This window comes from Sphingomonas sp. PP-CC-3A-396, from assembly GCF_004343105.1.
Classification (GTDB): domain Bacteria; phylum Pseudomonadota; class Alphaproteobacteria; order Sphingomonadales; family Sphingomonadaceae; genus Sphingomonas.
Window position 1 is genome coordinate 145,233 of sequence record NZ_SLYF01000002.1, and the last position, 21,010, is coordinate 166,242.

Here is a 21,010-nt window from a genome sequence, read left to right on the forward strand (position 1 = left end):
CCGCGGTGAGGCGGTTTTTCGCCGGCGAGGCGGCAGGGGCCATCGTGCTGCTCGCCGCGACGATCGCGGCATTGCTCGTCGCCAATTCACCGCTCGCGCCGGCCTATTTCGCGACGCTCCACCATGAAGTCGCCGGTCTGAGCGTTCATCACTGGATCGACGATGGTGCGATGGCGCTGTTCTTCCTGCTGATCGGGCTGGAGGTGAAAAGCGAGTTCATCTCGGGGCATCTCTCGACTTGGGGGGAGCGCATCCTGCCCGGCGCGGCAGCGCTCGCGGGCATGGTGGTGCCGGCGTGCCTCTATCTGCTCGTCAACATGGGGACGCCCGCCAATCTGCGCGGCTGGGCGATCCCGGCGGCGACCGACATCGCGTTCGCGCTTGGCATCCTGGCCTTGCTGGGTTCGCGCGTGCCGACTTCGCTGAAAGTGCTGCTGACGGCGATCGCGGTGATTGACGACCTGCTCGCGATCCTCGTCATCGCGCTGTTCTACACCGGCCATATCGCGCTGTTGCCGTTGCTTAGCGCGGGCGTGGGGCTCGGCGTGCTGGTCGTCCTGAACCTGTTGGGGGTGCGGTCGCTGGTGCCGTATCTGCTGATCGGCGTCGGCATCTGGTACGGTGTCTTGCTGTCGGGCGTCCATGCGACGCTCGCCGGCGTCGCGGTCGCGTTGACGATCCCGCTGCGGACGGGGGAGGGGCAGCCGCCGCTGAAACGCCTCGAACACGCGCTCCAGCCCTGGTCGAGTTTCCTGATCGTGCCGGCGTTCGGGTTCGCCAATGCGGGCATCGCGTTCGGCGGGATGGTGGCGGCGGACGTGATTTCGCCGTTGCCGGTCGGGATCATGCTCGGTCTGTTCCTCGGCAAGCAGATCGGCATCTTCGCGACGATCCGCGGACTCGTGACGGTCCGGTTGGCCGAAGCGCCCCGGAACGCGACCTGGGCGCAGGTTTACGGCATGGCGGTGCTGTGCGGGATCGGTTTCACGATGAGCTTGTTCATCGGTGGCCTGGCGTTCGCGGACGCGCCGCACGCGCTGGACTCGGTCAAGATCGGCGTGTTCGCGGGCTCGATCCTGTCGGGCATCGCCGGTTGGCTGATCCTTCGCCGCACCGCACCATAATTCCGACAATACTACGCGAAACATACGCGTAAGCCCGGCAATCGATCTCGAATTGCTACGTCGCCGGAGCCTAATTGCCAGTCCTCGCGAACCGCCATCCTTCCGGCGGCGCGCGCATGGGGACCGCAATGCACATTCTTCGTTTCACCGCCGCCGCCGGACTTCTCGCCGGTATCGCCACGCCCGCGTTCGCGCAGGATACCGCGCCGCCCGCGCCGGTCACCGTCACCGGTTCCGTCACGCTCGCGACCGATTACCGCCTGCGCGGCGTGTCGCAGTCGGACAAGGACGGCGCGATCCAGGGCGGGCTGACGATCGCGCACGAGAGCGGCGTGTATGTCGGCGCCTGGGGCTCGAACCTGTCGGGCTGGGGCACGTTCGGCGGCTCGAACATGGAGCTCGACCTGATCGGCGGCTACAAGCACAAGCTCGCGGACAACGCGACGCTCGACGTCGGCCTGACCTGGTACATGTATCCGGGCGGCGCGTCGAAGACCGATTATGCCGAACCCTATGTGAAGCTCAGCGGTACGACTGGTCCGGCGACGCTGACCGCGAGCGCCTTCTACGCACCGAAGCAGCAGGCGCTCGGCAAATGGTATCGCACCGGCGCCGACGCGGCGGCGGGCGTCTACACCGACGCGGGTGACAAGGAGGACAACCTCTACCTGACCGGCGACGGTGCGTTCGCGATTCCCGGTACGCCGATCACCGCCAAGGCGCATATCGGCCATAGCTGGGGCAATGACGGGCTCGGCCCGAATGCCACCAGCGCGGCGCCGACCGGCAGCTACTGGGATTGGTCGCTGGGTGCGGACACTACGTATAAAAATCTGACGCTGAATGTGAGTTACATCGACACCGACATCACGCGTCGCAGTGCAGCGTATCTCCAGCCGAGCTTCTCCCGCGGACAGGACGGCACCAGATCGATCGCCGACGGCACCGTGGTTGCCTCGCTCACCGCCGCGTTCTGAAAGGACCCGAGCTATGCAGGACCTACTCTGGATCGCGATCATGATCGGACTGGTGGCGGCGACGCTCGCCTATGTCCGCCTGTGCGACAACGCCTGAGCCCATGAGGACACCATCATGACCCTCGACCTCTGGCTCGCCGCGATCGTCGCGCTCGGGCTGCTGTTTTACCTCGTGGCGGTGCTTATCCGTCCCGAACGCTTTTAGGAGCGCGTCCTCATGACATTCGAAGGATGGATTCTCATCCTGGGCTTCGTCGGCATATTGCTGGCGTTGACCAAACCCGTCGGCCTGTGGCTGTTCGCCTTGTACGAAGGCCGCCGCACGCCGATCCATGCGATCCTCGGCCCGGTCGAGACCGGCTTCTACAAGCTCAGCGGCATTGATCCGAAGGCGGAGCAGGGCTGGCGCCGCTATGCCCTGCACATGATCGTTTTCAATGCCGTGCTGATGGCGCTGACCTACGCGGTGCTGCGTCTGCAGGGCGTGTTGCCGGGTAATCCGCAGGGGCTCCCAGGGCTCAGCCCCCACCTCGCGTTCAATACCGCGATCAGCTTCACCGCGAACACCAACTGGCAAAGCTATGCCGGTGAATCGACCATGTCGAACTTCAGCCAGATGTTCGGGCTGACGATCCACAACTTCCTGTCGGCGGCAACGGGCATCGCGCTGGCATTCGCGCTGTTCCGCGGGTTCGCGCGGCGATCGAGTGCGACGATCGGCAATTTCTGGGCCGACATGACGCGCGTCACGCTGTACGTGCTGCTGCCGATCTGCGTCGTCGTGACGATCTTCTACATCGCCAGCGGCGTGCCGCAGACGCTTGCCGGCACCGTCGACATCACGACGCTCGAAGGGCTCAAGCAGACGCTGACGCTCGGCCCCGTGGCGAGCCAGGAAGCGATCAAGATGCTCGGCACCAATGGTGGCGGCTTCTTCAACGCGAACTCGGCGCATCCATTCGAGAACCCGACCGCGCTCGTCAACCTCGTGCAGATGCTGTCGATCTTCGTCATCGGCTTCGGGCTGACCTGGACCTTCGGCAAGGCCGTCGGCAACACCAGGCAGGGCTGGGCGATCCTCTCGGCGATGCTCGTGCTGTTCCTCGCCGGCGTCACCATCACCTATGCCCAGGAGGCCGCGGGCAACCCGATCCTCCACAGCATCGGCGTCGCGGGCGGCAACATGGAAGGCAAGGAGGTCCGCTTCGGGATCGCCGCGTCCGCCTTGTTCTCGGTCGTCACGACGGCGGCATCGTGCGGCGCGGTCAACGCGATGCACGACAGCTTCACGGCCTTGGGCGGCATGATCCCGCTGCTCAACATGCAGCTCGGCGAAGTCGTGATCGGCGGCGTCGGCGCGGGCATCTACGGCTTCCTGCTGTTCGCCATCCTGGCCGTGTTCGTCGCAGGCCTGATGGTCGGCCGCACGCCCGAATATGTCGGCAAGAAGATCGAGGCGCGCGAAGTGAAACTGGCGGTGCTGGCGATCGCAATCCTGCCGCTCGTCATCCTTGGCTTCACCGCGCTGAGCGCCGTGTTGCCGGACGGGCTTGCGGGGCCGCTCAACAAGGGTCCGCACGGGTTCAGCGAGATCCTCTACGCCTTCACCAGCGCGGTCGGTAACAACGGGTCGGCGTTCGCCGGACTCACCGCCAACACGCCGTATTACAACGGCTTGCTGGGCGTCGCGATGTGGCTCGGCCGCTTCTTCATCATCGTGCCGATGCTCGCCATCGCCGGTGGTCTCGCGGCCAAGAAATACACGCCGGAGAGCTCAGGCTCGTTCCCGACGACGGGCGCACTGTGGGTCGGCCTGCTGGTCGGGATCATCCTGATCGTCGGTGGCCTGACCTTCCTGCCGAGCCTCGCGCTCGGTCCCATCGCCGATCATCTCGCGATGATCAGCGGCAAAACCTTCTGACGGGACAAGCCAAAATGGCACGCACCCCTACCAAGTCGCTGTTCACGGCCGACTTGATCGTTCCCGCGATCGGCGACGCTTTCCGGAAACTCGACCCCAGGCAGCTGATCCGCAACCCGGTAATGTTCGTCACCGCGGTCGTCGCCACGCTGTTGACGATCCTCGTCAACGTCGGCGGCGACGGCCTGTCGGTCGGCTTCAAGATACAGCTGGTGATCTGGCTGTGGCTGACGGTGTTGTTCGGCACCTTTGCCGAAGCGCTCGCCGAAGGCCGCGGCAAGGCGCAGGCCGCGTCGTTGCGCGCGACTAAAGCGGAACTGACCGCTCGCCGCATGAAGGGAGACCAGGTCGAGTCCGTCCCCGCGAGCATGCTCCGCGCGGGCGACATCGTCCTGGTGACGATGGGCGACCTGATCCCGGCGGACGGCGAAGTCGTCTGGGGCGTCGCCTCGGTCAACGAAGCGGCGATCACCGGCGAGAGCGCGCCGGTGATCCGCGAGGCGGGCGGCGATCGCTCGGCGGTGACCGCGGGCACGCGCGTCATCTCTGACGAGATCCGGGTGAAGGTGACCGCCAACCCCGGCGAAGGCTTTCTGGACCGGATGATCGCACTCGTCGAAGGCGCCGAGCGGCAGAAGACGCCGAACGAGATCGCGCTGACGTTGCTGCTCGTCGGGCTGACCATCATCTTCCTGATCGCGGTCGGCACGATCCCTGGTTTCGCCAGCTATGCGGGCGGCCGCGTGCCGGTCGCGATCCTGGCGGCGCTACTCATCACGCTGATCCCAACGACGATCGCGGCGTTGCTGTCGGCGATCGGGATCGCGGGGATGGACCGTCTGGTGCGCTTCAACGTGCTCGCCAAGTCCGGCCGTGCGGTCGAGGCGGCTGGCGATATCGACGTGCTGCTGCTCGACAAGACCGGCACGATCACGATCGGCGATCGTCAGGCGAGCGAGTTCCGCTCGGTCGGCGGCACGCGTGACGAGGATCTGGCCGAGGCAGCGTTGCTCGCGAGTCTCGCCGACGAAACGCCCGAGGGCCGCTCGATCGTCGTGCTCGCACGCGAAAAGTTCGGCGTGACGACCAGCGCACTGCCGGTCGATGCGGAGGTCATTCCGTTCACCGCGCAGACTCGCATCTCGGGCGTGATCGTCGGCGGATCGCTGATCCAGAAGGGCGCGGTCGACTCGATCCTGAAGGCCAATCCGGGGGCGGGGGCGACCGCCGCCGCCACCGAACTGCGCCGGATCACCGACGAGATCGCGCGCGCTGGCGGCACCCCGCTGGCGGTGGCGATGGACGGGCGGCTGCTCGGCGCGATCTTCCTCAAGGACGTCGTCAAGGCGGGCATCCGCGAGCGCTTCGGCGAGCTGCGGGCGATGGGCATCCGCACGGTGATGATCACCGGCGACAACCCGCTCACCGCCGCCGCGATCGCGGCCGAAGCAGGCGTGGACGATTTCCTCGCGCAGGCGACACCGGAGGACAAGCTCGACCTGATCCGCAAGGAACAGCAGGGCGGGCGGCTGGTCGCGATGTGCGGCGACGGCACCAACGACGCGCCGGCTTTGGCCCAAGCCGACGTCGGCGTGGCGATGAACACCGGGACGCAGGCTGCGCGCGAGGCCGGCAACATGGTCGACCTCGACAGCGATCCGACCAAGCTGATCGAGATCGTCGGCCTGGGCAAACAGCTGCTGATGACCCGCGGTGCGCTGACGACTTTCTCGGTCGCGAACGACGTCGCGAAGTATTTCGCGATCATTCCAGCGATGTTCGTCGCGCTCTATCCGGGGCTGGGCGTGCTCAACGTGATGCGGCTCGGCTCACCCGAAAGCGCGATCCTGTCGGCGATCATCTTCAACGCGATCATCATCCCGATGCTGGTGCCGCTTGCGCTCAAGGGCGTGGCGTACAAGCCGATGGCGGCGGGGCCACTGCTCGCGCGGAACCTGGCGGTGTACGGGCTGGGTGGGCTGATCGCGCCGTTCGTCGGGATCAAGCTGATCGACATCCTCGTCGGTGCGCTGGGGCTGGCATGATGACCAACATCAGCGTGTCCTGCGCTCGCGTGCCATCGCACCGCGACCCACCGCCACCCCGGCGAAGGCCGGGGCCCAAGTGGAAAGGTCGAGGTAACGAAGCGCAACTCCAGTGGGCGACGTCACCCAACTGGACCCCGGCCTTCGCCGGGGAGGAGCCAGGTGGGAAGGCGCGGGGCGCAACCTCCGTCGACCTAGCCCACAACAATTGTTCACCCGCGAAGGCGGGTGCCCAGACTGGGTCTCCGCCTTCGCGGGGACACATGGAGACGATAGAATGACCTCCGATTTTACCTCCGCCCTCCGCCCGGCGTTCGTCATGACGATCCTGTTCGCGCTGCTGCTCGGGATCGTCTATCCCCTCGCCATGACCGGGATCGGACAGGCCATCTTCCCCGCGCAAGCGAACGGCAGCCTCGTCATGGCCAACGGCAAGGCGATCGGCTCGACCGTCGTCGGCCAAGCCTTCACCACCGACCGCTATTTCCAGACGCGCCCATCGGCCGCCGGCAAGGGCTATGACGGCCTTGCCTCGTCGGGCTCCAACCTCGGTCCAACCAGCCAGGCACTAGTCGATCGCACCAAAGCCGACGTCGCGAAACGCCGCGCGGAAGGCGTGACCGGGCCGCTCCCGGCCGACCTCGCCACCGCATCGGGTTCGGGTCTCGACCCCGATCTGTCGCCAGCCTCCGCCTTTGCTCAGGTCGATCGCGTCGCTCGCACCCGCAGTCTGCCCGTCGACAAGGTCCGCGCACTCGTCACGGCCAACGTCGACGGCCCGCTGTTCGGCATCCTCGGCGAGCCGCGCGTCAACGTCCTCGCCCTCAACCGCGCGCTGGACGCGACGGGCGCGCGTTGAACGACGACGGACGACCATCCCCCGAGGCCCTTCTGCGACAAGCGTCGCAGGAGGGCCGCGGTCGTCTGAAGATCTTCCTCGGCGCCGCGCCCGGTGTCGGCAAAACCTACGAGATGCTCTCCGAAGGCGCCGAACGCCGCCGCGCCGGCGTCGATGTCGTCATCGGAGTGGTCGAGACGCACGGCCGCGTAGAAACCGAAGCGCTCACGCGGGGCCACGAGATCGTCCCGCGCAAAGCGATCCCGTACGAGGGCCGCACGCTCGACGAGATGGACCTCGACGCGATCCTCGAACGCGCGCCGACGCTGGTCCTCGTCGATGAGCTCGCCCACACCAACGCCCCCGGAAGCCGCCACCCGAAACGCTACCAGGACGTCGAGGAACTGCTCGCCGCCGGCATCGACGTCTATTCGACGATCAACATCCAGCATATCGAGAGCCTCAACGACGTCGTCGCCTCGTTCACGCGCGTCCGCGTCCGCGAGACGGTTCCCGACAGCATCGTGGAGGCTGCCGAGATCGAAGTCGTCGACATTCCGCCCGACGAACTGATCGAGCGGTTGAAGGCGGGCAAGGTCTATCTGCCGCACGAAGCAACGCGGGCACTCGCGCATTTCTTTTCCAAGTCTAATCTCTCTGCATTACGCGAACTGGCACTCCGCCGCGCCGCGCAGGCGGTCGACGCGCAGATGCTCGAACATGTCCGCGCGCTTGGCGTCGGCGGGACATGGGCAGGCGGCGAGCGGATCGTCGTTGCGATCAGCGAACTGCCCGGCGCGCTCGGCCTCGTCCGCGCGACCAAGCGGATCGCCGACGCGATGCACGCGCCGTGGACCGCGGTATATATCGAGACGCCGCGCGCGCAGACTTTCGGCGAGCCCGAGCACCGCCAGCTTGCCGCCGTCTTCAATCTCGCGACCCAACTCGGCGGCGATGTCGCGACCGTCCCCGCGACGTCGGTGGTCGATGGCTTGAAGACCTTCACCACCGAGGCCCGCGCGACGCAGCTCGTGGTCGGCAAGTCGAGCCGCTCGCGCTGGTTCGAACTCCGCCACGGTTCGGTCGTCGACCAGATGGTCCGCGAGACGCCGGGCATCGCCGTCCACGTCCTGCCGATGGAGGCGGGCACTGCGGCGCCGACCGGGAGAAAACGCACCGGCGATTGGGGCAGCAAGGCAGGCTATGCCTGGACGACGGCGATGGTCGCGGGCGTTACCGGCGTGGCGAGCGCGCTGTTCCACATCCTCAACCTCGGCAACGTCGCGCTGCTGTACCTGTTGCCGGTGATGGCCGCGGCGAGCCTGTTCGGCCTGCGCACCGGGCTGTTCGCAGGTGTGGTTTCGTCGATCGCGTATAATTTCTTCTTCCTGCCGCCGACCGGCACGCTGACGATCAACAATCCCGAGAACGTCATCTCGATCCTCGTCCTGCTCGGCATCGCGTTCGTGACGAGCCAGCTCACGTCGCGGGTTCGCGCTCAGGCCGATATCGCCGCCGCGAGCGCCCGCACCAACGCCGCGCTCGCGGGGTTCCTGCGCCAACTGACCTCGCTCAACGAGCCGGTCGCACTGGCGCGTGCAATCTGCGAGGAAATCGGGCGGTTGTTCGGCGTCCGCGCGGTGATCCTCGTCGCGGAAGATACCGGCCTTGCGGTGCAGGCCGCGAACGGCGCGGATTACCGGCTCGAGACGATGGAGATGGCGGCCGCGCAATGGGCCTATGACAGTGGCGTGCCGGCGGGGCGCGGGTCGAGCACGCTGGCTGCGTCGGAGTGGTTTTTCCAGCCGTTGCGATCGGGCGAACGAACGCTGGCGGTGCTAGGGCTCGCGCGTGAGGCGGGGGGCGATCCCGTGCGATCGGACCAGTTGCCGCTGCTGATGAGCCTGGTCGATCAGGCGTCGCTGGTGCTCGAACGCGCGCGGCTCGAGGTCGAGATGCGTGACGTCGACGCGGTGCGCGAGCGCGATCGGTTGCGCGCCGCGCTGCTGTCGTCGGTCAGCCACGACCTGCGTACGCCGCTGACATCGGTGATGGCGGCGGCGGCGGAATTGCACCGCGGCGTCACGCCCGAGCTGATCGCGACGATCGAGAGCGAGGCGGCGCGGCTCAACCGCTTCGTCGGCAATCTGCTCGACATGGCGCGGGTCGAGGCGGGTGCGTTGCGGTTGCGGCTCGAACCGACCGACCTCACCGACGCAGTGGCGGGCGCGGTACACGATACCAAGCGCGTGCTCGAAGGTCATGCGATCGAACTCGACGTCGCGCCAAACCTGCCTTTGGTCCGTGTCGATCCGCAGTTGCTCCATCATTGCCTGCTCAACCTGCTCGACAATGCCGGTCGCTATGCCGATCCGGGGACGCCGATCGTGGTCCGTGCGGAACACCGGTTCGGGATGCTGCGGCTGTCGGTGATCGACCAGGGGCCGGGCCTGCCGCCGGGTCGCGAAAAGGAGGTGTTCGAGACGTTCCGCCGCCTCGAAGGCTCCGACCGCGCGATCGGCGGGACGGGGCTCGGGCTTGCGATTGTGAAGGCGTTCGCCGAAGCGATGGGGATGAGTGTCGAAGCCAGCAATCGCGAAGACCTGACCGGCGCACGGTTCAGCCTGTGCTTCCCCGTGGCCTTGCTCGTTCGCGATACCGATGGAGCGAATTTATGAGTGCGCAGACGGTCCTGATCGTCGACGACGAACTGCATATCCGGCGGCTGTTGAAGAACACGCTGGAGCGGGCAGGGTACGGCGTCGAGGAGGCGGTCGACGCGCGTGAGGCGTTGCGGATCGCGGCGAGCCGGCCGTTGACGGCGGTGTTGCTCGACCTGGGGTTGCCCGATCGGGACGGGCTGGAACTGGTGCCGCTGCTGAAGAAGCTCGGTGATCCGATCATCCTCGTCGTCTCCGCGCGCGAGGCGACCGACCAGAAGGTGGCGGCGCTCGATTTGGGGGCCGAGGATTATGTGACCAAGCCGTTCGATACGGAGGAGTTGCTCGCACGGTTGCGGGTGGCTTTGCGGGGGCGCGGCGAGGCGACATCGCGGCCGACGGTATTGCGCGCGCATGGGGTGGAGATCGATTTCGAGAATCGGTTGGTCCGCCGCGGGAACGAGGAGGCGCATCTGACGCGCAAGGAGTTCGACGTGTTGTCGGCGCTGGCGGCGCATCCTGGGCGGGTCGTGACGCACCAGCGGATATTGGAAGCGGCGTGGCCGACCGATCATGACCGGCGGATCGAATATCTCCGCATTGTAGTGCGCAACCTGCGGCAGAAGCTGGAGGGGACGGGGGGCGTTGGCACGGTGATCGCGAACGAGCTCGGGATCGGATACCGGCTGTTGGTCGACGCCTGAACGAGTTCATAGGCAGAAAGCTTGTTTCCCCGCGAAGGCGGGGATCCAGACTGGGCTCCCGCCTTCGCGGGATAACAAGGAAACGGGCGGTCTGCTCTTTATTCCGCGCAACCAGCCGTCACGCTACCCAACCCAACCGTCACCCCAGCGAAAGCTGGGGTCTCCCTGTCATAGGTCGCCCCTGCCGCGCGAGGTCCCGGCTTTCGCCGGGATGACGGGGTTGCGCACTACGCGAACACTATGGCTCCCCCGCAAAATCGATCTCGAACGCTTATGCGGCGAGCGATAGCTGAAGTGTGGCATGACCGACGCCCGCCGCCTCCGCACCGACCTCAGCCTCCGCGCTAGCGGTATCCTGTCGCTCGCGATCGCGGCGACCGCGATCCGCACGCTCGTCCGCCTCCACCCACCAACCGGTGCGCTCGCGTTGCTGCTCGGCATGATCGGCTTCCTCTGCGCGAGTGCCGGCGCGATGCTGGTGATCGTCGGCCACCACATCCACGACCGGGTTAAGGTCAGCGCTCGCTGGCGACGCGTGGCGCGATAGGCCGCGCCGGGGGCGGGACCTGTCGACGCGCGCGCCCGATGTCCTTATGCTACCGCGTTGCAGCATAATGACGAGGGAGCGCTCTGCATGATCGGTCGACGCGAAGTAATGACCGCGCTGGGTTTGTTGGGTGTCCTGCCACAGGCCGCCGCAGCGATGCGCGCAGCGCCCGGCAAGGCGGAGCCGTTTTCGTGGGAAACGCTTCAGCAACGCGCCGCAATTCTTGCAACGAAGCCGTACCAAGCCCCCGCCAAGGTCGCCGCCGCCGCCGCGATCGATTACGACAAGGTCGGCAGCATCCGCTTCCGCGCCGACAAGACACTGGCCGGCGGCATCCGGCTGTTCCCGCTCGGTCGCTATGCGCCGATGCCGGTCGCGATCAACGTCGTCGAGGGCGGGCAGGCGCGCCGTATCGAGTTTTCGCGTGACCTGTTCGAGGCCGAAGAGGGGCATGCCGCCGCGCTCGGCATCGCGGGTTTCCGCGCGATGGCGCCGGGCGGGACCAGCGACTGGGTGGCGTTCCAGGGCGCATCCTATTTCCGCACCGCCGGCGCGCAGGATCAATATGGCCTGTCCGCGCGTGGGCTCGCGATCAACACGGGGCTGCCGGGTCGCGAGGAATTTCCCGACTTCACCGAATTCTGGATCGAGCGGACCGGCGCCGACGCGTACACGATCTACGCGCTGATGGATGGAGCCAGCGTCACGGGGGCGTACCGGTTCCAGTCGCGGCATGTCGCGGGCGCGGGCGTCGAACAGCAGGTTTCATCCGTACTGAACATCCGCCGCGACATCGAGCGGCTCGGCGTCGCGCCCGCGACCAGCATGTTCTGGTACGGCGAAGGCAACCGCGCCGCCGCGGTCGATTGGCGGCCCGAGATCCACGACTCCGACGGCCTCGCGTTGCTCACCGGCGCGGGCGAGCGCATCTGGCGACCGCTCAACAATCCGCCGCACGATACGCTCGACAGCTTTGCGGATCAGGCGCCCAAGGGCTTCGGTCTGATCCAGCGCGACCGCAATTTCGATCATTATCAGGACGACGGGGCGTTCTACGATCGCCGGCCGAACCTATGGGTTCAGCCGCAGGGCGATTGGGGCAAGGGTGCGGTGATGCTCTATGCGTTCCCGACCAACAGCGAGACGGTCGATAACGTCGTCTCGTTCTGGACGCCGGCTGCGCCTGCCAAAGCCGGCCAGCGGTTGCAGTTCGATTACACGCTTTCGTGGCAATCGAGCGACCCGACCGCGGTCGCCAGTGCGGCGCATGTCGTCGATTGCTGGCAGGGCGTCGCCGGCCGACCGGGTTCCGAGCCGGTCAAGGGCGCGCGGAAGCTGGTGGTCGATTTCATCGGCGACGGTCTTGCCGGACTCGACCGGCAGAGCGGCGTGACCGCGAAGATCGACGTCGTCCGCGGCAAAGTTCTCGCCAACGCGGCGTATCCGGTGGTCGGCCAGAAAAACCACTGGCGCGTGACCGCCGACATCGCGCCCGATGCGCAGGGCCCGGCCGACGTCAGGTTGTTCCTCACGCGCGGCGGTCGCGCGCTCAGCGAAACCGTGCTGACGCCGATCTTCTGATGCCCGACCTTCCCGCCATGATGCCGGGCGAGTCGCCGATCGAGATGCTTCCGCAGCGTTTCGACGGGCCGCCGCCGCCCTGGTCCGCGCCCGAGCCGGGGCCGGGCATGGTCGTCTCGAACGACGATATGCTCGCGCGCCGGATCATCCTCATCCTGATGACCGGACTGCTCGCCACCGCGGCGTCGTCCGCGGTGCAGGAATCTCTGCTCGCCGACGGATTGAGCCTGTGGGACGCGGTGTTGCTGGCGCTGTTCTTCCCGTTGTTCGCGTGGATCGCGTTCGGTTTCATGAACGCCGCGATCGGCTTCGTGCTGTTGATGACCGGCGGCCATCCGGGCTTCGTGCCGACACCGCGCCAGTCCGAACGGCTCGAGGGGCGCACCGCGATCCTTATGCCGGTTCATAACGAAGACATCGACGCCGTGTTCGAGCGGATCGCGTGGATGGCGCGCGCGATCGCCGCGGGCGGTGTCGCCGACCGGTTCGACATCTTCATCCTGAGCGATTCCGGCGAAGCGGCGGAGGCGGCCGAGGTCGCGGCGTGGGAGCGTCTCGCGCCGACTCTCGACTGTGCGCTCTATTACCGTCGCCGGACCCTGAACGTGGGGCGGAAACCCGGCAACGTCGCCGAGTGGATCCGGCGGTTCGGCGGCGGCTATCGCTATATGCTGATGCTCGACGCGGACAGCCTGATGGGCGGCAACACGATCATCGGCATGGCGCAGGTGCTCGAACGGCGGCCCGCGGTGGCGCTGCTCCAGACCGTGCCCGCGGTGATCAACGGCGTGACGTTCTTCCAGCGCTGGATGCAGTTCGCCAGCCGGTTGTACGGTCCGATCTCGACCGCGGGGCTCGTCTGGTGGTCGGGCTCGGAGGCGACCTTCTGGGGCCACAACGCGCTGATCCGGATCGAGGCGTTCGCGTCGAGTTGCGGGCTACCGGACCTTCCCGGCCGCGCGCCGTTCGGTGGGGTCATCATGAGCCATGACATGGTCGAGGCCGCGCTGCTGCGCAGGCGCGGCTGGCGCGTGCACATGCTGATGACCGAGGAGACGTTCGAGGAATATCCGCCGACGCTGATCGACGCGGCGGTGCGCGATCGGCGCTGGGCGCAGGGAAATATCCAGCATCTCAGCCTGCTGACCTCGTCGGGGTTTCACTGGGTCAGCCGGCTGCAACTGCTGATGGGCGCGTCGGCGTTCATCACTTCGCCGGTGTGGCTGCTCATGATTGCCACCAGCGTCGTCCAGGCGCTGCTCGGCGAGCGTAATATCGTCGAGGCGCAGACCTCGTTGCAGGTGCTGTTCGTGACGCTGCTGCTGCTGTTTTGGCCGAAACTGTTGAGCGTGATCTGGGCGTTCTCGAATGCCGAGCGTCGCGCGGGGTTTGGCGGGCGGCGCGGGATCGTGCGGTCGGTGCTGGTCGACGTGCCGTTCTCGATGTTGTCCGCGCCGGTGATCGCGTTGACGCAGACGATGGACCTCGCCGGGATATTGATGGGGCGCAAGTCCGGCTGGGCGCCGCAGAACCGCGATGCGCAAGAGTTGTCGCTGGCGGACGTGATGCCGCGCTATCGCTGGCATGTCGGGGTGGGCGTCGCGCTGCTAGCGGTGACGCCGTTCGCGCCGGTGACCGCGGCGTGGCTCGCGCCGGTGACGTTGGGGCTGTTGCTCAGTCCATTCCTGACGATGCTGACGGCGAGCGAGAAGGCAGGGAAGTGGGCAACCGGTCACGGTATGTTCGTCGAGCCCGGCGAGCATGTGTCGGTTCTCTCGCGGCCGTCGCTGCCGGCGCACAGCGGGTAGCCCCGCGCGCCCTCCGTCATTCTGACGAAAGTCAGGACCCAGGGTCACAAGCGGTGCTATTCGTGGCTCTGGGTCCTGACTTTCGTCAGGATGACGATAGGGGTGTCAGGACGGCCGACTAGGCGTGGTGTCCGCTCAGCTCCGCCCCGGCATCCACCTCGAACCGGCGGTTCCAGATCGTCGCCGACGCCGACACCGCGGTCACCACGAGGAACGCCAGCGTGAAGTCCGTCAGCGCCGGCCGTGTCGCGCCCGTGCCGAGCATCCCGACGTGCAGCGATGCCGCGCCGACGCAGATGCCGAGCGACAGCATTAGTTGCTGGAACGTCGCGTAGAAGCTGGTCGCGCTGCTCATCCGCGACGAGGGAATCTCGTCATACGCGATCGTGTTGTACGCCGAGAATTGGAAGGACATGAAGAAGCCTGACACCAACAATACCGCAAAGATCGCCGGGATCGGCCAGTCGGGGCGGAAGAGGCCGGCGACCGCATAGCCCGAGCTTGCGCAGAGGCCACCGACGATCAGGCTGTTGCGGAACCCGAAGCGCCGGAGCACGCGCGGGGCGAGCCCCTTCATTCCCAGCGAGCCGATGGCGCCGGCGATCGTGATCGCGCCGCTCGCCGCTGCGGTCATGCCGAAGCCCAGTTGGAGCATCATCGGCAGCAGGAACGGCTGCGCGCCTTGCGTGATGCGAGTCAGCGATCCGCCGATCACCGACAGGCGGAAGGTGGGGATCCGCATCAGCGACAGGTCGAGGATCGGGTCGCTGCGGTGTTTCGCGTGGCGGATGTAGGCGACGCCGGCAATCAGTCCGACCGCGATCAGAACGATCGCGCGTGTCAGTTCGCCGGTGCGGCTGGTCATCTCGAACCCGAACAGCAGGCAGCCGAGCGATACACCCGACAGGATGAAGCCGGGGACGTCGAACCGCGCTGGTTTGTCTTCGCGCACCTCGCCGATGAAGCGCGTCACCAGCACCACGCCGAGCAGGCCGATCGGCACGTTCAGGTAGAAGATCCAGCGCCAATCGAGATACGTCACGATCGCGCCGCCGACGGGTGGGCCCAGGATCGGGCCGATCAGCGCGGGCATGATCAGCCATGACATCGCCTGGACCATGTCCTCCTTGGCGACGCTGCGGAGCAGGACGAGGCGACCGATCGGGATCATCATCGCGCCGCCGAGCCCTTGCAGAAAGCGGGCGACCATCATGAAGGGCAGGCTGGTGGCCTGGCCGCACAGCATCGATCCGCCGACGAAAATCAGGATCGCCGCGCGGAAAATGGTGCGCGAGCCGAACCGATCCGCGAGCCGCCCGCTGGCGGGGATAAAGATTGCGAGCGCGAGCAGGTATGAGGTCAGCGCCGAACTCATGCTGGTCGCCGGCACGCCGAAATCGCGTGCCATCGTCGGCAGCGCGGTGGCCAGCACGGTCGAGTCCATCTGTTCCATGAACAGTGCACACGCGATGATCAGCGCGGTGATGCGGTAGTTGCTCGGCGTATGCGGCAGCGCGTCCGGGTCCTTGGCGACGCGCGCGATGGTGTCGGCGGCGGGCATGATGCCGTCGCGGATCTCGCTGTTAATCGAGGCGAGCCCGCGTCTGCGGAGCCTCACGTCTGCCACCCTCCGCCGAGCGCCTTGAACACGTCGACCTGGCGATCGACGAGCAGCGCGTCGGATGCGGCGAGGTTTGCCTGTGCAGTGGTCAGCGCGGCCTGCGCGGTGAGCAGCGACAGGAAGTCGGTGCGACCGAAGCGGTAGAGCGTGCCGGCCTGGTCCGCGGCGCGCGCGGCGCTGGACTGCGCGCGGCGGAGGGCTGCGTTGCGGTCGCCTTCGCGCGCATAGGCTGAGAGCGCGGTCTCGGTCTGGCGGAGGGCTTCGAGCGTGGTCGAATCGAATTGGGCGAGTGCCTGGTCCGCAGTTGCGCCAGCCTGCGCGATCTGGGCGCGAACGACCGGGCGGTTGGGGAAGCTCCAGCTTATCAGTGGCCCGAGCCCGAGGTGGAACGCGTTGGTCGAGCCTAGCGACGAGACGGGGCCGGTGAAGCCTGCAGATCCGCCGAGGCTGACCTGCGGATAGAGGTTCGCGGTCGCCACACCGATCCGCGCGGTGGCGGCGGCGAGCGTGCGTTCGGCGCCGCGGATATCGGGGCGCCGGCGGATCAGCGCTGCACCGTCACCGATCGGGAGCGGACGATTGAGTGCGGGCGGCTTTGCGCAGGTGGCGACGTCCTTCGGGTAATCGGCAGGTGCGCGACCCATCAGCGTCGCCAGCCGGTACAGCGCGGCGGTGCGGGTCGCGACCTGCGCGGGGATCAGCGCCTCGCTCTGGTCTACCGCGGTTCTGGCGCGCGTCACGTCGAAGGCTGTCCCGCGGCCGCCGCGTTGCAGGCGTTGCGTTACGTTGAGAGTCTGGCGTTGTAAGGCGAGGATGCGGTTGTTTGCAGCAAGAACCGAATTGGCGGTGCACGCGGCGGCATAGCTCCGCGCGGTTTCGGCAGCGACCGTCACGCGGACATTGTCGCGTGCGGCGGCGACCGCCTCGGCATCGCCTTGCGCGGCCTCGATCCCGCGGCGGATGCGGCCGGAGAGGTCGAGCGGATAGGCTAGCGTGATGCCGAGGTTGTAGTCGAGCGTGCCGGGAAGGTTGCCGCCGGTCGTGTAGGGTCGGTCGAGCGAGGTGCCGCCGCCGAGCACGGTCGACAGCGTACGGCCCGCGGCGACTTCGGCGACGACCGCATCGGCGCGGCGCAGGTTCGCGTCGGCGGCGCGCAGGTCGGTGTTGGCGGCGAGCGCTTCGGTGACGAAGCCGTCGAGGCGGGGGTCGCCATAGAGCTGCCACCAATGGTCGGGGAGCGGGGTGTCGACGAACGCCTTTTCGCGGCCGCTGTCGAACTGGCCCTGGGCGGAGGGGTTGTTGACGGCGGCGCGGTCGGGGAGGGCGTAGTTCGGGCCGGCGGTGGTGCAGGCGGCGAGGGTGAGTGCGAGTATCGCCGGGGCGAGGCCTTGGCAGCGGGCATGCGCCGGACGGTTACCTCTGCTTCCGTCATCCTGACGAAAGTCAGGACCCAGAGCCACGAAGGGCGGCGCTTGTGATCCTGGGTCCTGACTTTCGTCAGGATGACGGACGGGAAGGGGGCTGGTCGCGCGCTTCATGCCGTCGTCCCCGGAGCGACCCTCGGCTCGACCGTCACCGTTGCGGTGCGGCCGACGATCAGCTGCGTTCCCTTCGGCACATGGGTCAGCTTCACGCGCACCGGAATGCGCTGCGCCAGGCGCACCCAGTTGAAGGTCGGGTTGACGTTCGGCAGCAGGTTCGTCGTGTTCGTCCGCTCGCTGTCGTTGATCCCCGCGGCGATGCTGTCGACGCGGCCGTGCAGCGCCTGCGGCTCGCCCATCAGGTGGACGATCACCGGGTCGCCGAGGTGGATGCTGCCGAGCTTGGTCTCCTCGAAATAGCCCTCGACGCGGAGCGAATCGGTGTCGACCAGCGCCATCGCCTGCGCGCCCGTCGCGATGTAATCGCCGGGGTGGAGATCGAGGTTGGTGACGATGCCGTGCACCGTCGCGCGGACCGTGGTGCGGGCGAGGTTGAGCGCCGCCGTGGAGCGGGCGCTTTGTGCTTGAGCGAGTGCGGCCGAGGCGGTGGCAACGCGCGCAACGTTCTGCTCGTGGGTTTCCTTCGCGACCAGATCGCCGAGCGCCAGGTCGCGCTGTGCCTCGCGGCGCGCCTGCAACAGCGTCGCGCGGGCGCTTGCGATAGAAGCATCCGACTGCGCCAGCGTCAGCTGAAAGCGCGGGCGATCGACCACGAACAGCACGTCGCCGGGCTTCACCGCCTGATTGTCGTGCACCGCGACCTGCGTGACCAGCCCTGCGACGTCTGGCGTCACGCGGACGATATCGGCACGGATATGCCCGTCGCGCGTCCACGGATCGGTCTCGTAGCGCTGCCACAACCACAGCGCGACCAGCACCGCGAGCGCGACGATGATCAGCGTGACGGCGGAACGACCGAGTGGGGCGAGCAGCGATTTCAGGCGGGTATTCATGCGGAAGGTCCGGTCAGCAGGGCGAGCAGCCCGAGGATGAGGATGAACAAGGCGAGGTCGACGAGCGGTCGATAGGTGACCGCGCGATAGGCGCCGGCGAAGGCGAGCAACCGCGTGGCGATGCCGGTGAGGATGACGGCTGCAACCGCGAGCAGCAGGATGCTCGGCAGATAGACGCCGCCGATCGAGATTTCGCCGGTCATGCGGCCACTCCGTACGCTGGTGCCAGATAAGGGGGCGCCGACGGGAACAGGTTGCGCCGCAGCGAGGTCAGCGCGAGGACGCTCGTGCGGTGGCGATCAGGCGTGGATGTGGCCATCGCCGCCATCGCGGTGTCGATCCCGGCGAGCAGATCGGGCTCCGGAGGCGCAGGCTGGTTGGGGCGCAGGGCGCGATAATGTGCGCCGATCCCGCGCAGCACCGGCGTGATCGTCGCGGCCTCGTCGGGCGTGCCGTCGAGCCGCAACTGCTTGAGTTCGCCGACCGCAACGCCGACGCGCAGATCGGTCAGCGCGTCGAGCAGCGGCTTGCCCGGATCCTCGCCCTGCGAGGCGAGCCGCGGCGCGAGCAGGCCGATCCGGTCGAGCATCCGTGCGATCCAGCCGGCCGCATCGGGGCGGCTCATCGAGTCGCTGCGCGCCGCCAGTTCGCGCCAGCCTGCGCGGATCAGCCGCCGCGCGCTGGTGTCCGCGCCGATCGTCTGGAACAGGCCGACCGTGACCACCGCGAACAACGTGCCGACCAGCTGGGCGATGCCGCCGTTGATGAAGCTGTTGAAATCGGTGCCGAAGCGGTCGTTCAGCCCGACCGTGTTGAGGCCGCCGAGCAGTGCGCCTAGCGTTACGAGCAGAGTCGTCGGGCGCGCGAGGTACATCCCGCCGATCAGCATCGGCGGCGCGAGGACCGCGACCAGAGTCACGAAATCGGTCACGCGTGGCAGGATCGCGAAGGCGTAGATCGCGGATATGACGAGGCCGAGGATGGTGCCGTAGAAGAACGCCTTGATCGCCGGCGCGGGATCGTCGCTGTTGCCGAACAGCGCGCAGCACACGCCCGCGATCAGCACCGCGCCGGCGCCGTCCGCCCAGCCGGTGCCGATCCAGAAGACGCAGCCTAGCAGGATCGTTGCGACCGTGCCCGCGGCGGCGCGCAGTGCGATGCCGCGGTCGCGGTGGAGCGGTCGCCTGGCGATTCGGGCGAGTAGGCGCGCGACCGCGGGGGTGACCGGCGCGCGCGACGGCGAGCGCATCTGGTCGCGCAGGTCGCGTGCGTTGCGGTGCGCATCGACCAGCTCGCCGAGCCGGGCCAGCAGGCTGAGCCGCAACGCGTCGCGCCAGATCAGCGTCTCACCGACCGGCGGCTCGAGCGCGCGGGCGCGTTCGATCAGTGCGTCCGCGGTCGAGCCGCGGTCCGCTACAGGCGGAGGGTCACGCAGCCACTCGCGGACGTCCTCGATCAGCGCGAGCGCTTCGGGACGGGGCGCGTCGGCGCCGCGCTTCAGCTCGACGATGCGGTCGTCGACCGCGCTGGCCAAGGGGAGCAGCATCGACAACTCCGCCTGCAACGCGTGGAGCGTTCGCGTGCGGGGCAGCAGCCGCGCGGTGTCGAACGGCAGGTGGATCGAGAGCTGGTGAAGCTCGTTGATGTCGAGCGCCAGCCGCCGCCGATCGCGGTCGAGCGTGGCGTCGGACGCGCCGGCCAGCGAATCGCGCGACCAGCGTTCCGCATCCGCCAGGATCGCGTCGATCCGGGCGAGCAGAGTCGCGGTAACGGTCTGCGGAAAGACGAAGCCGTGGATCAGGCTGCCGCAGAGGATGCCGATCGTGATCTCCTGCACGCGCAACGCGGCGATCGTGAACACCGCGCCCGGCGTCGTTACAGCGGGAAAGCCGATGATGCTGGCCGTATAGCCCGCGAGCAGGAACAGGTACGCGCGGGGCGTCCGGTCGAGCAGCGAGATATAGAGGCACAGCCCGAGCCACAGCGCGAGGCCGAGCGACAGCAACTCGGGCGCGTTGACCAAATTGGGTACTAGCACCACCGCAGCGACCGCGCCGAGTACGGTGCCGGCGACGCGGAACACCGCCTTCGACAGGACTGCGCCCGCGAGTGGCTGCGCGACGATGTACGAGGTCGTCACGGCCCAATAGGGGCGCGTCAGCCCGATCCTCAGCGCGATGTAGTAGGCGAGGATCGCGGCGACGAAGCATTTGACGGAGAAGAGCGCTTCCTTCCCCCCGAAACGGGTAAGGGTCATCGCGCGCGATCCGCCGTGAAACGCGCGCCGAGTTGCTCTGCGACGCGCAAGGCGGTGGCGAGATCGGTGTCGGACACGTCGTCGAGCATTGCGGCGCGCAAGGTTGCGAATTTCGCTTCGATGGTGGTCACGAGTGCGCGGCCGTGTGCGGTCAGGCGGATACGGCTGACGCGGGCGTCGGCGGGGTCGCGCCGACGCTCGACCAGGCCCGCCGCGGTCATCTGGTCGATCGAGCGGACCAGCGAGGCCTGCGTCACGTCGAGCTGGCTTGCGAGATCGGTCTGACGAACGTCGTCGCCGAGCCGCCCGACTTGGACGAGCGCCCAGCCGGTGGATGCGGAGACGTTCATATCGCGCAGCGCACGATCCGCTGCCTGCCGCCACATCTTCGCGAGCGGGAGCAGCGTGCGCGCGTAGGCGGATTCGAGGGCGGCACGGGGGGAAGTCATTAGCGTGCTAAGTAATGCCGTTTACTTATGCTGCAATGCGGAAT

The 21,010-nt window shown here is 67.5% G+C and carries 17 protein-coding genes; 11 read left to right on the forward strand and 6 right to left on the reverse strand.

The features are described 5' to 3' along the window. Nucleotides 1–5: 5 nt before the first annotated feature. From nhaA to mdoH, 11 genes are all read left to right on the forward strand, one after another. On the forward strand, nucleotides 6–1,124 hold the full coding sequence (gene nhaA / locus C8J40_RS04340; protein WP_347812454.1) for a Na+/H+ antiporter NhaA: 1,119 nt from the start codon (nucleotides 6–8) through the stop codon (nucleotides 1,122–1,124). A gap of 128 nt (nucleotides 1,125–1,252) precedes the next feature. Continuing rightward, nucleotides 1,253–2,101, forward strand: a complete 849-nt coding sequence (locus C8J40_RS04345; protein WP_132895964.1) for a TorF family putative porin — start codon at nucleotides 1,253–1,255, stop codon at nucleotides 2,099–2,101. A 115-nt stretch (nucleotides 2,102–2,216) separates the two neighbouring features. Continuing rightward, nucleotides 2,217–2,306, forward strand: a complete 90-nt coding sequence (kdpF, locus tag C8J40_RS04350; protein WP_055875324.1) for a K(+)-transporting ATPase subunit F — start codon at nucleotides 2,217–2,219, stop codon at nucleotides 2,304–2,306. A 12-nt stretch (nucleotides 2,307–2,318) separates the two neighbouring features. Then, entirely contained in the window at nucleotides 2,319–4,022 is a 1,704-nt protein-coding gene (gene kdpA, locus C8J40_RS04355; RefSeq protein ID WP_132895965.1) for a potassium-transporting ATPase subunit KdpA, read from the forward strand. A gap of 14 nt (nucleotides 4,023–4,036) precedes the next feature. Then, nucleotides 4,037–6,067 carry a potassium-transporting ATPase subunit KdpB gene (gene kdpB, locus C8J40_RS04360; RefSeq protein WP_132895966.1) on the forward strand — a complete coding sequence of 677 codons (2,031 nt, stop codon included), beginning with the start codon at nucleotides 4,037–4,039 and terminating at the stop codon, nucleotides 6,065–6,067. 277 nt (nucleotides 6,068–6,344) lie between these two features. Further along, complete coding sequence (gene kdpC / locus C8J40_RS04365) at nucleotides 6,345–6,926, forward strand: potassium-transporting ATPase subunit KdpC (protein ID WP_132895967.1); 582 nt, start codon at nucleotides 6,345–6,347, stop codon at nucleotides 6,924–6,926. Continuing rightward, entirely contained in the window at nucleotides 6,923–9,583 is a 2,661-nt protein-coding gene (locus tag C8J40_RS04370) for a sensor histidine kinase KdpD (RefSeq protein ID WP_132895968.1), read from the forward strand. The genes kdpC and C8J40_RS04370 overlap by 4 nt, the downstream gene beginning before the upstream one ends. Next, nucleotides 9,580–10,269: a response regulator transcription factor gene (locus C8J40_RS04375; protein WP_132895969.1), complete on the forward strand. Its 690-nt coding sequence runs from the start codon at nucleotides 9,580–9,582 to the stop codon at nucleotides 10,267–10,269. Before C8J40_RS04370 ends, C8J40_RS04375 begins: the two co-directional genes overlap by 4 nt. Before the next feature lie 301 nt (nucleotides 10,270–10,570). Further along, entirely contained in the window at nucleotides 10,571–10,816 is a 246-nt protein-coding gene (locus C8J40_RS04380; protein WP_132895970.1) for a hypothetical protein, read from the forward strand. Nucleotides 10,817–10,903: 87 nt separating this feature from the next. Beyond that, nucleotides 10,904–12,397, forward strand: a complete 1,494-nt coding sequence (locus tag C8J40_RS04385) for a glucan biosynthesis protein (RefSeq protein ID WP_132895971.1) — start codon at nucleotides 10,904–10,906, stop codon at nucleotides 12,395–12,397. Continuing rightward, the gene (mdoH, locus tag C8J40_RS04390; protein ID WP_243693204.1) at nucleotides 12,397–14,205 is read left to right on the forward strand and encodes a glucans biosynthesis glucosyltransferase MdoH; all 1,809 of its coding nucleotides are present in this window, start codon (nucleotides 12,397–12,399) and stop codon (nucleotides 14,203–14,205) included. The genes C8J40_RS04385 and mdoH overlap by 1 nt, the downstream gene beginning before the upstream one ends. 118 nt (nucleotides 14,206–14,323) lie before the next feature. Here the strand turns inward: mdoH and C8J40_RS04395 are convergent, their stop codons facing one another. The 6 genes from C8J40_RS04395 to C8J40_RS04420 all read right to left on the reverse strand — a co-directional run bounded on the left by C8J40_RS04395 (nucleotide 14,324) and on the right by C8J40_RS04420 (nucleotide 20,966). Further along, complete coding sequence (locus tag C8J40_RS04395; RefSeq protein WP_132895972.1) at nucleotides 14,324–15,823, reverse strand: DHA2 family efflux MFS transporter permease subunit; 1,500 nt, start codon at nucleotides 15,821–15,823, stop codon at nucleotides 14,324–14,326. Next, the gene (locus tag C8J40_RS04400; protein ID WP_243693232.1) at nucleotides 15,820–17,199 is read right to left on the reverse strand and encodes an efflux transporter outer membrane subunit; all 1,380 of its coding nucleotides are present in this window, start codon (nucleotides 17,197–17,199) and stop codon (nucleotides 15,820–15,822) included. The genes C8J40_RS04395 and C8J40_RS04400 overlap by 4 nt, the downstream gene beginning before the upstream one ends. Before the next feature lie 161 nt (nucleotides 17,200–17,360). Beyond that, complete coding sequence (locus tag C8J40_RS04405; protein ID WP_132895974.1) at nucleotides 17,361–18,260, reverse strand: efflux RND transporter periplasmic adaptor subunit; 900 nt, start codon at nucleotides 18,258–18,260, stop codon at nucleotides 17,361–17,363. Further along, nucleotides 18,257–18,463 (reverse strand): DUF1656 domain-containing protein, encoded by a 207-nt coding sequence (locus C8J40_RS04410; RefSeq protein WP_132737194.1) that lies wholly within the window; start codon nucleotides 18,461–18,463, stop codon nucleotides 18,257–18,259. Before C8J40_RS04410 ends, C8J40_RS04405 begins: the two co-directional genes overlap by 4 nt. Beyond that, nucleotides 18,460–20,517 carry an FUSC family protein gene (locus C8J40_RS04415; RefSeq protein WP_132895975.1) on the reverse strand — a complete coding sequence of 686 codons (2,058 nt, stop codon included), beginning with the start codon at nucleotides 20,515–20,517 and terminating at the stop codon, nucleotides 18,460–18,462. The genes C8J40_RS04410 and C8J40_RS04415 overlap by 4 nt, the downstream gene beginning before the upstream one ends. After that, nucleotides 20,514–20,966: a MarR family transcriptional regulator gene (locus C8J40_RS04420; protein ID WP_132895976.1), complete on the reverse strand. Its 453-nt coding sequence runs from the start codon at nucleotides 20,964–20,966 to the stop codon at nucleotides 20,514–20,516. Before C8J40_RS04420 ends, C8J40_RS04415 begins: the two co-directional genes overlap by 4 nt. Between the last annotated feature and the right edge of the window lie 44 nt (nucleotides 20,967–21,010).

Bases quoted from the DNA above. Each gene is read 5' to 3' on its own strand.
- C8J40_RS04420 (WP_132895976.1), bottom strand. From the start codon at position 20,966: ATGACTTCCCCCCGTGCCGCCCTCGAATCCGCCTACGCGCGCACGCTG.
- C8J40_RS04385 (WP_132895971.1), top strand. From the start codon at position 10,904: ATGATCGGTCGACGCGAAGTAATGACCGCGCTGGGTTTGTTGGGTGTC.
- kdpC (WP_132895967.1), top strand. From the start codon at position 6,345: ATGACCTCCGATTTTACCTCCGCCCTCCGCCCGGCGTTCGTCATGACG.
- C8J40_RS04345 (WP_132895964.1), top strand. From the start codon at position 1,253: ATGCACATTCTTCGTTTCACCGCCGCCGCCGGACTTCTCGCCGGTATC.
- C8J40_RS04415 (WP_132895975.1), bottom strand. From the start codon at position 20,517: ATGACCCTTACCCGTTTCGGGGGGAAGGAAGCGCTCTTCTCCGTCAAA.
- C8J40_RS04380 (WP_132895970.1), top strand. From the start codon at position 10,571: ATGACCGACGCCCGCCGCCTCCGCACCGACCTCAGCCTCCGCGCTAGC.
- kdpF (WP_055875324.1), top strand. From the start codon at position 2,217: ATGACCCTCGACCTCTGGCTCGCCGCGATCGTCGCGCTCGGGCTGCTG.
- kdpB (WP_132895966.1), top strand. From the start codon at position 4,037: ATGGCACGCACCCCTACCAAGTCGCTGTTCACGGCCGACTTGATCGTT.
- C8J40_RS04375 (WP_132895969.1), top strand. From the start codon at position 9,580: ATGAGTGCGCAGACGGTCCTGATCGTCGACGACGAACTGCATATCCGG.
- C8J40_RS04405 (WP_132895974.1), bottom strand. From the start codon at position 18,260: ATGAATACCCGCCTGAAATCGCTGCTCGCCCCACTCGGTCGTTCCGCC.
- C8J40_RS04410 (WP_132737194.1), bottom strand. From the start codon at position 18,463: ATGACCGGCGAAATCTCGATCGGCGGCGTCTATCTGCCGAGCATCCTG.
- kdpA (WP_132895965.1), top strand. From the start codon at position 2,319: ATGACATTCGAAGGATGGATTCTCATCCTGGGCTTCGTCGGCATATTG.
- mdoH (WP_243693204.1), top strand. From the start codon at position 12,397: ATGCCCGACCTTCCCGCCATGATGCCGGGCGAGTCGCCGATCGAGATG.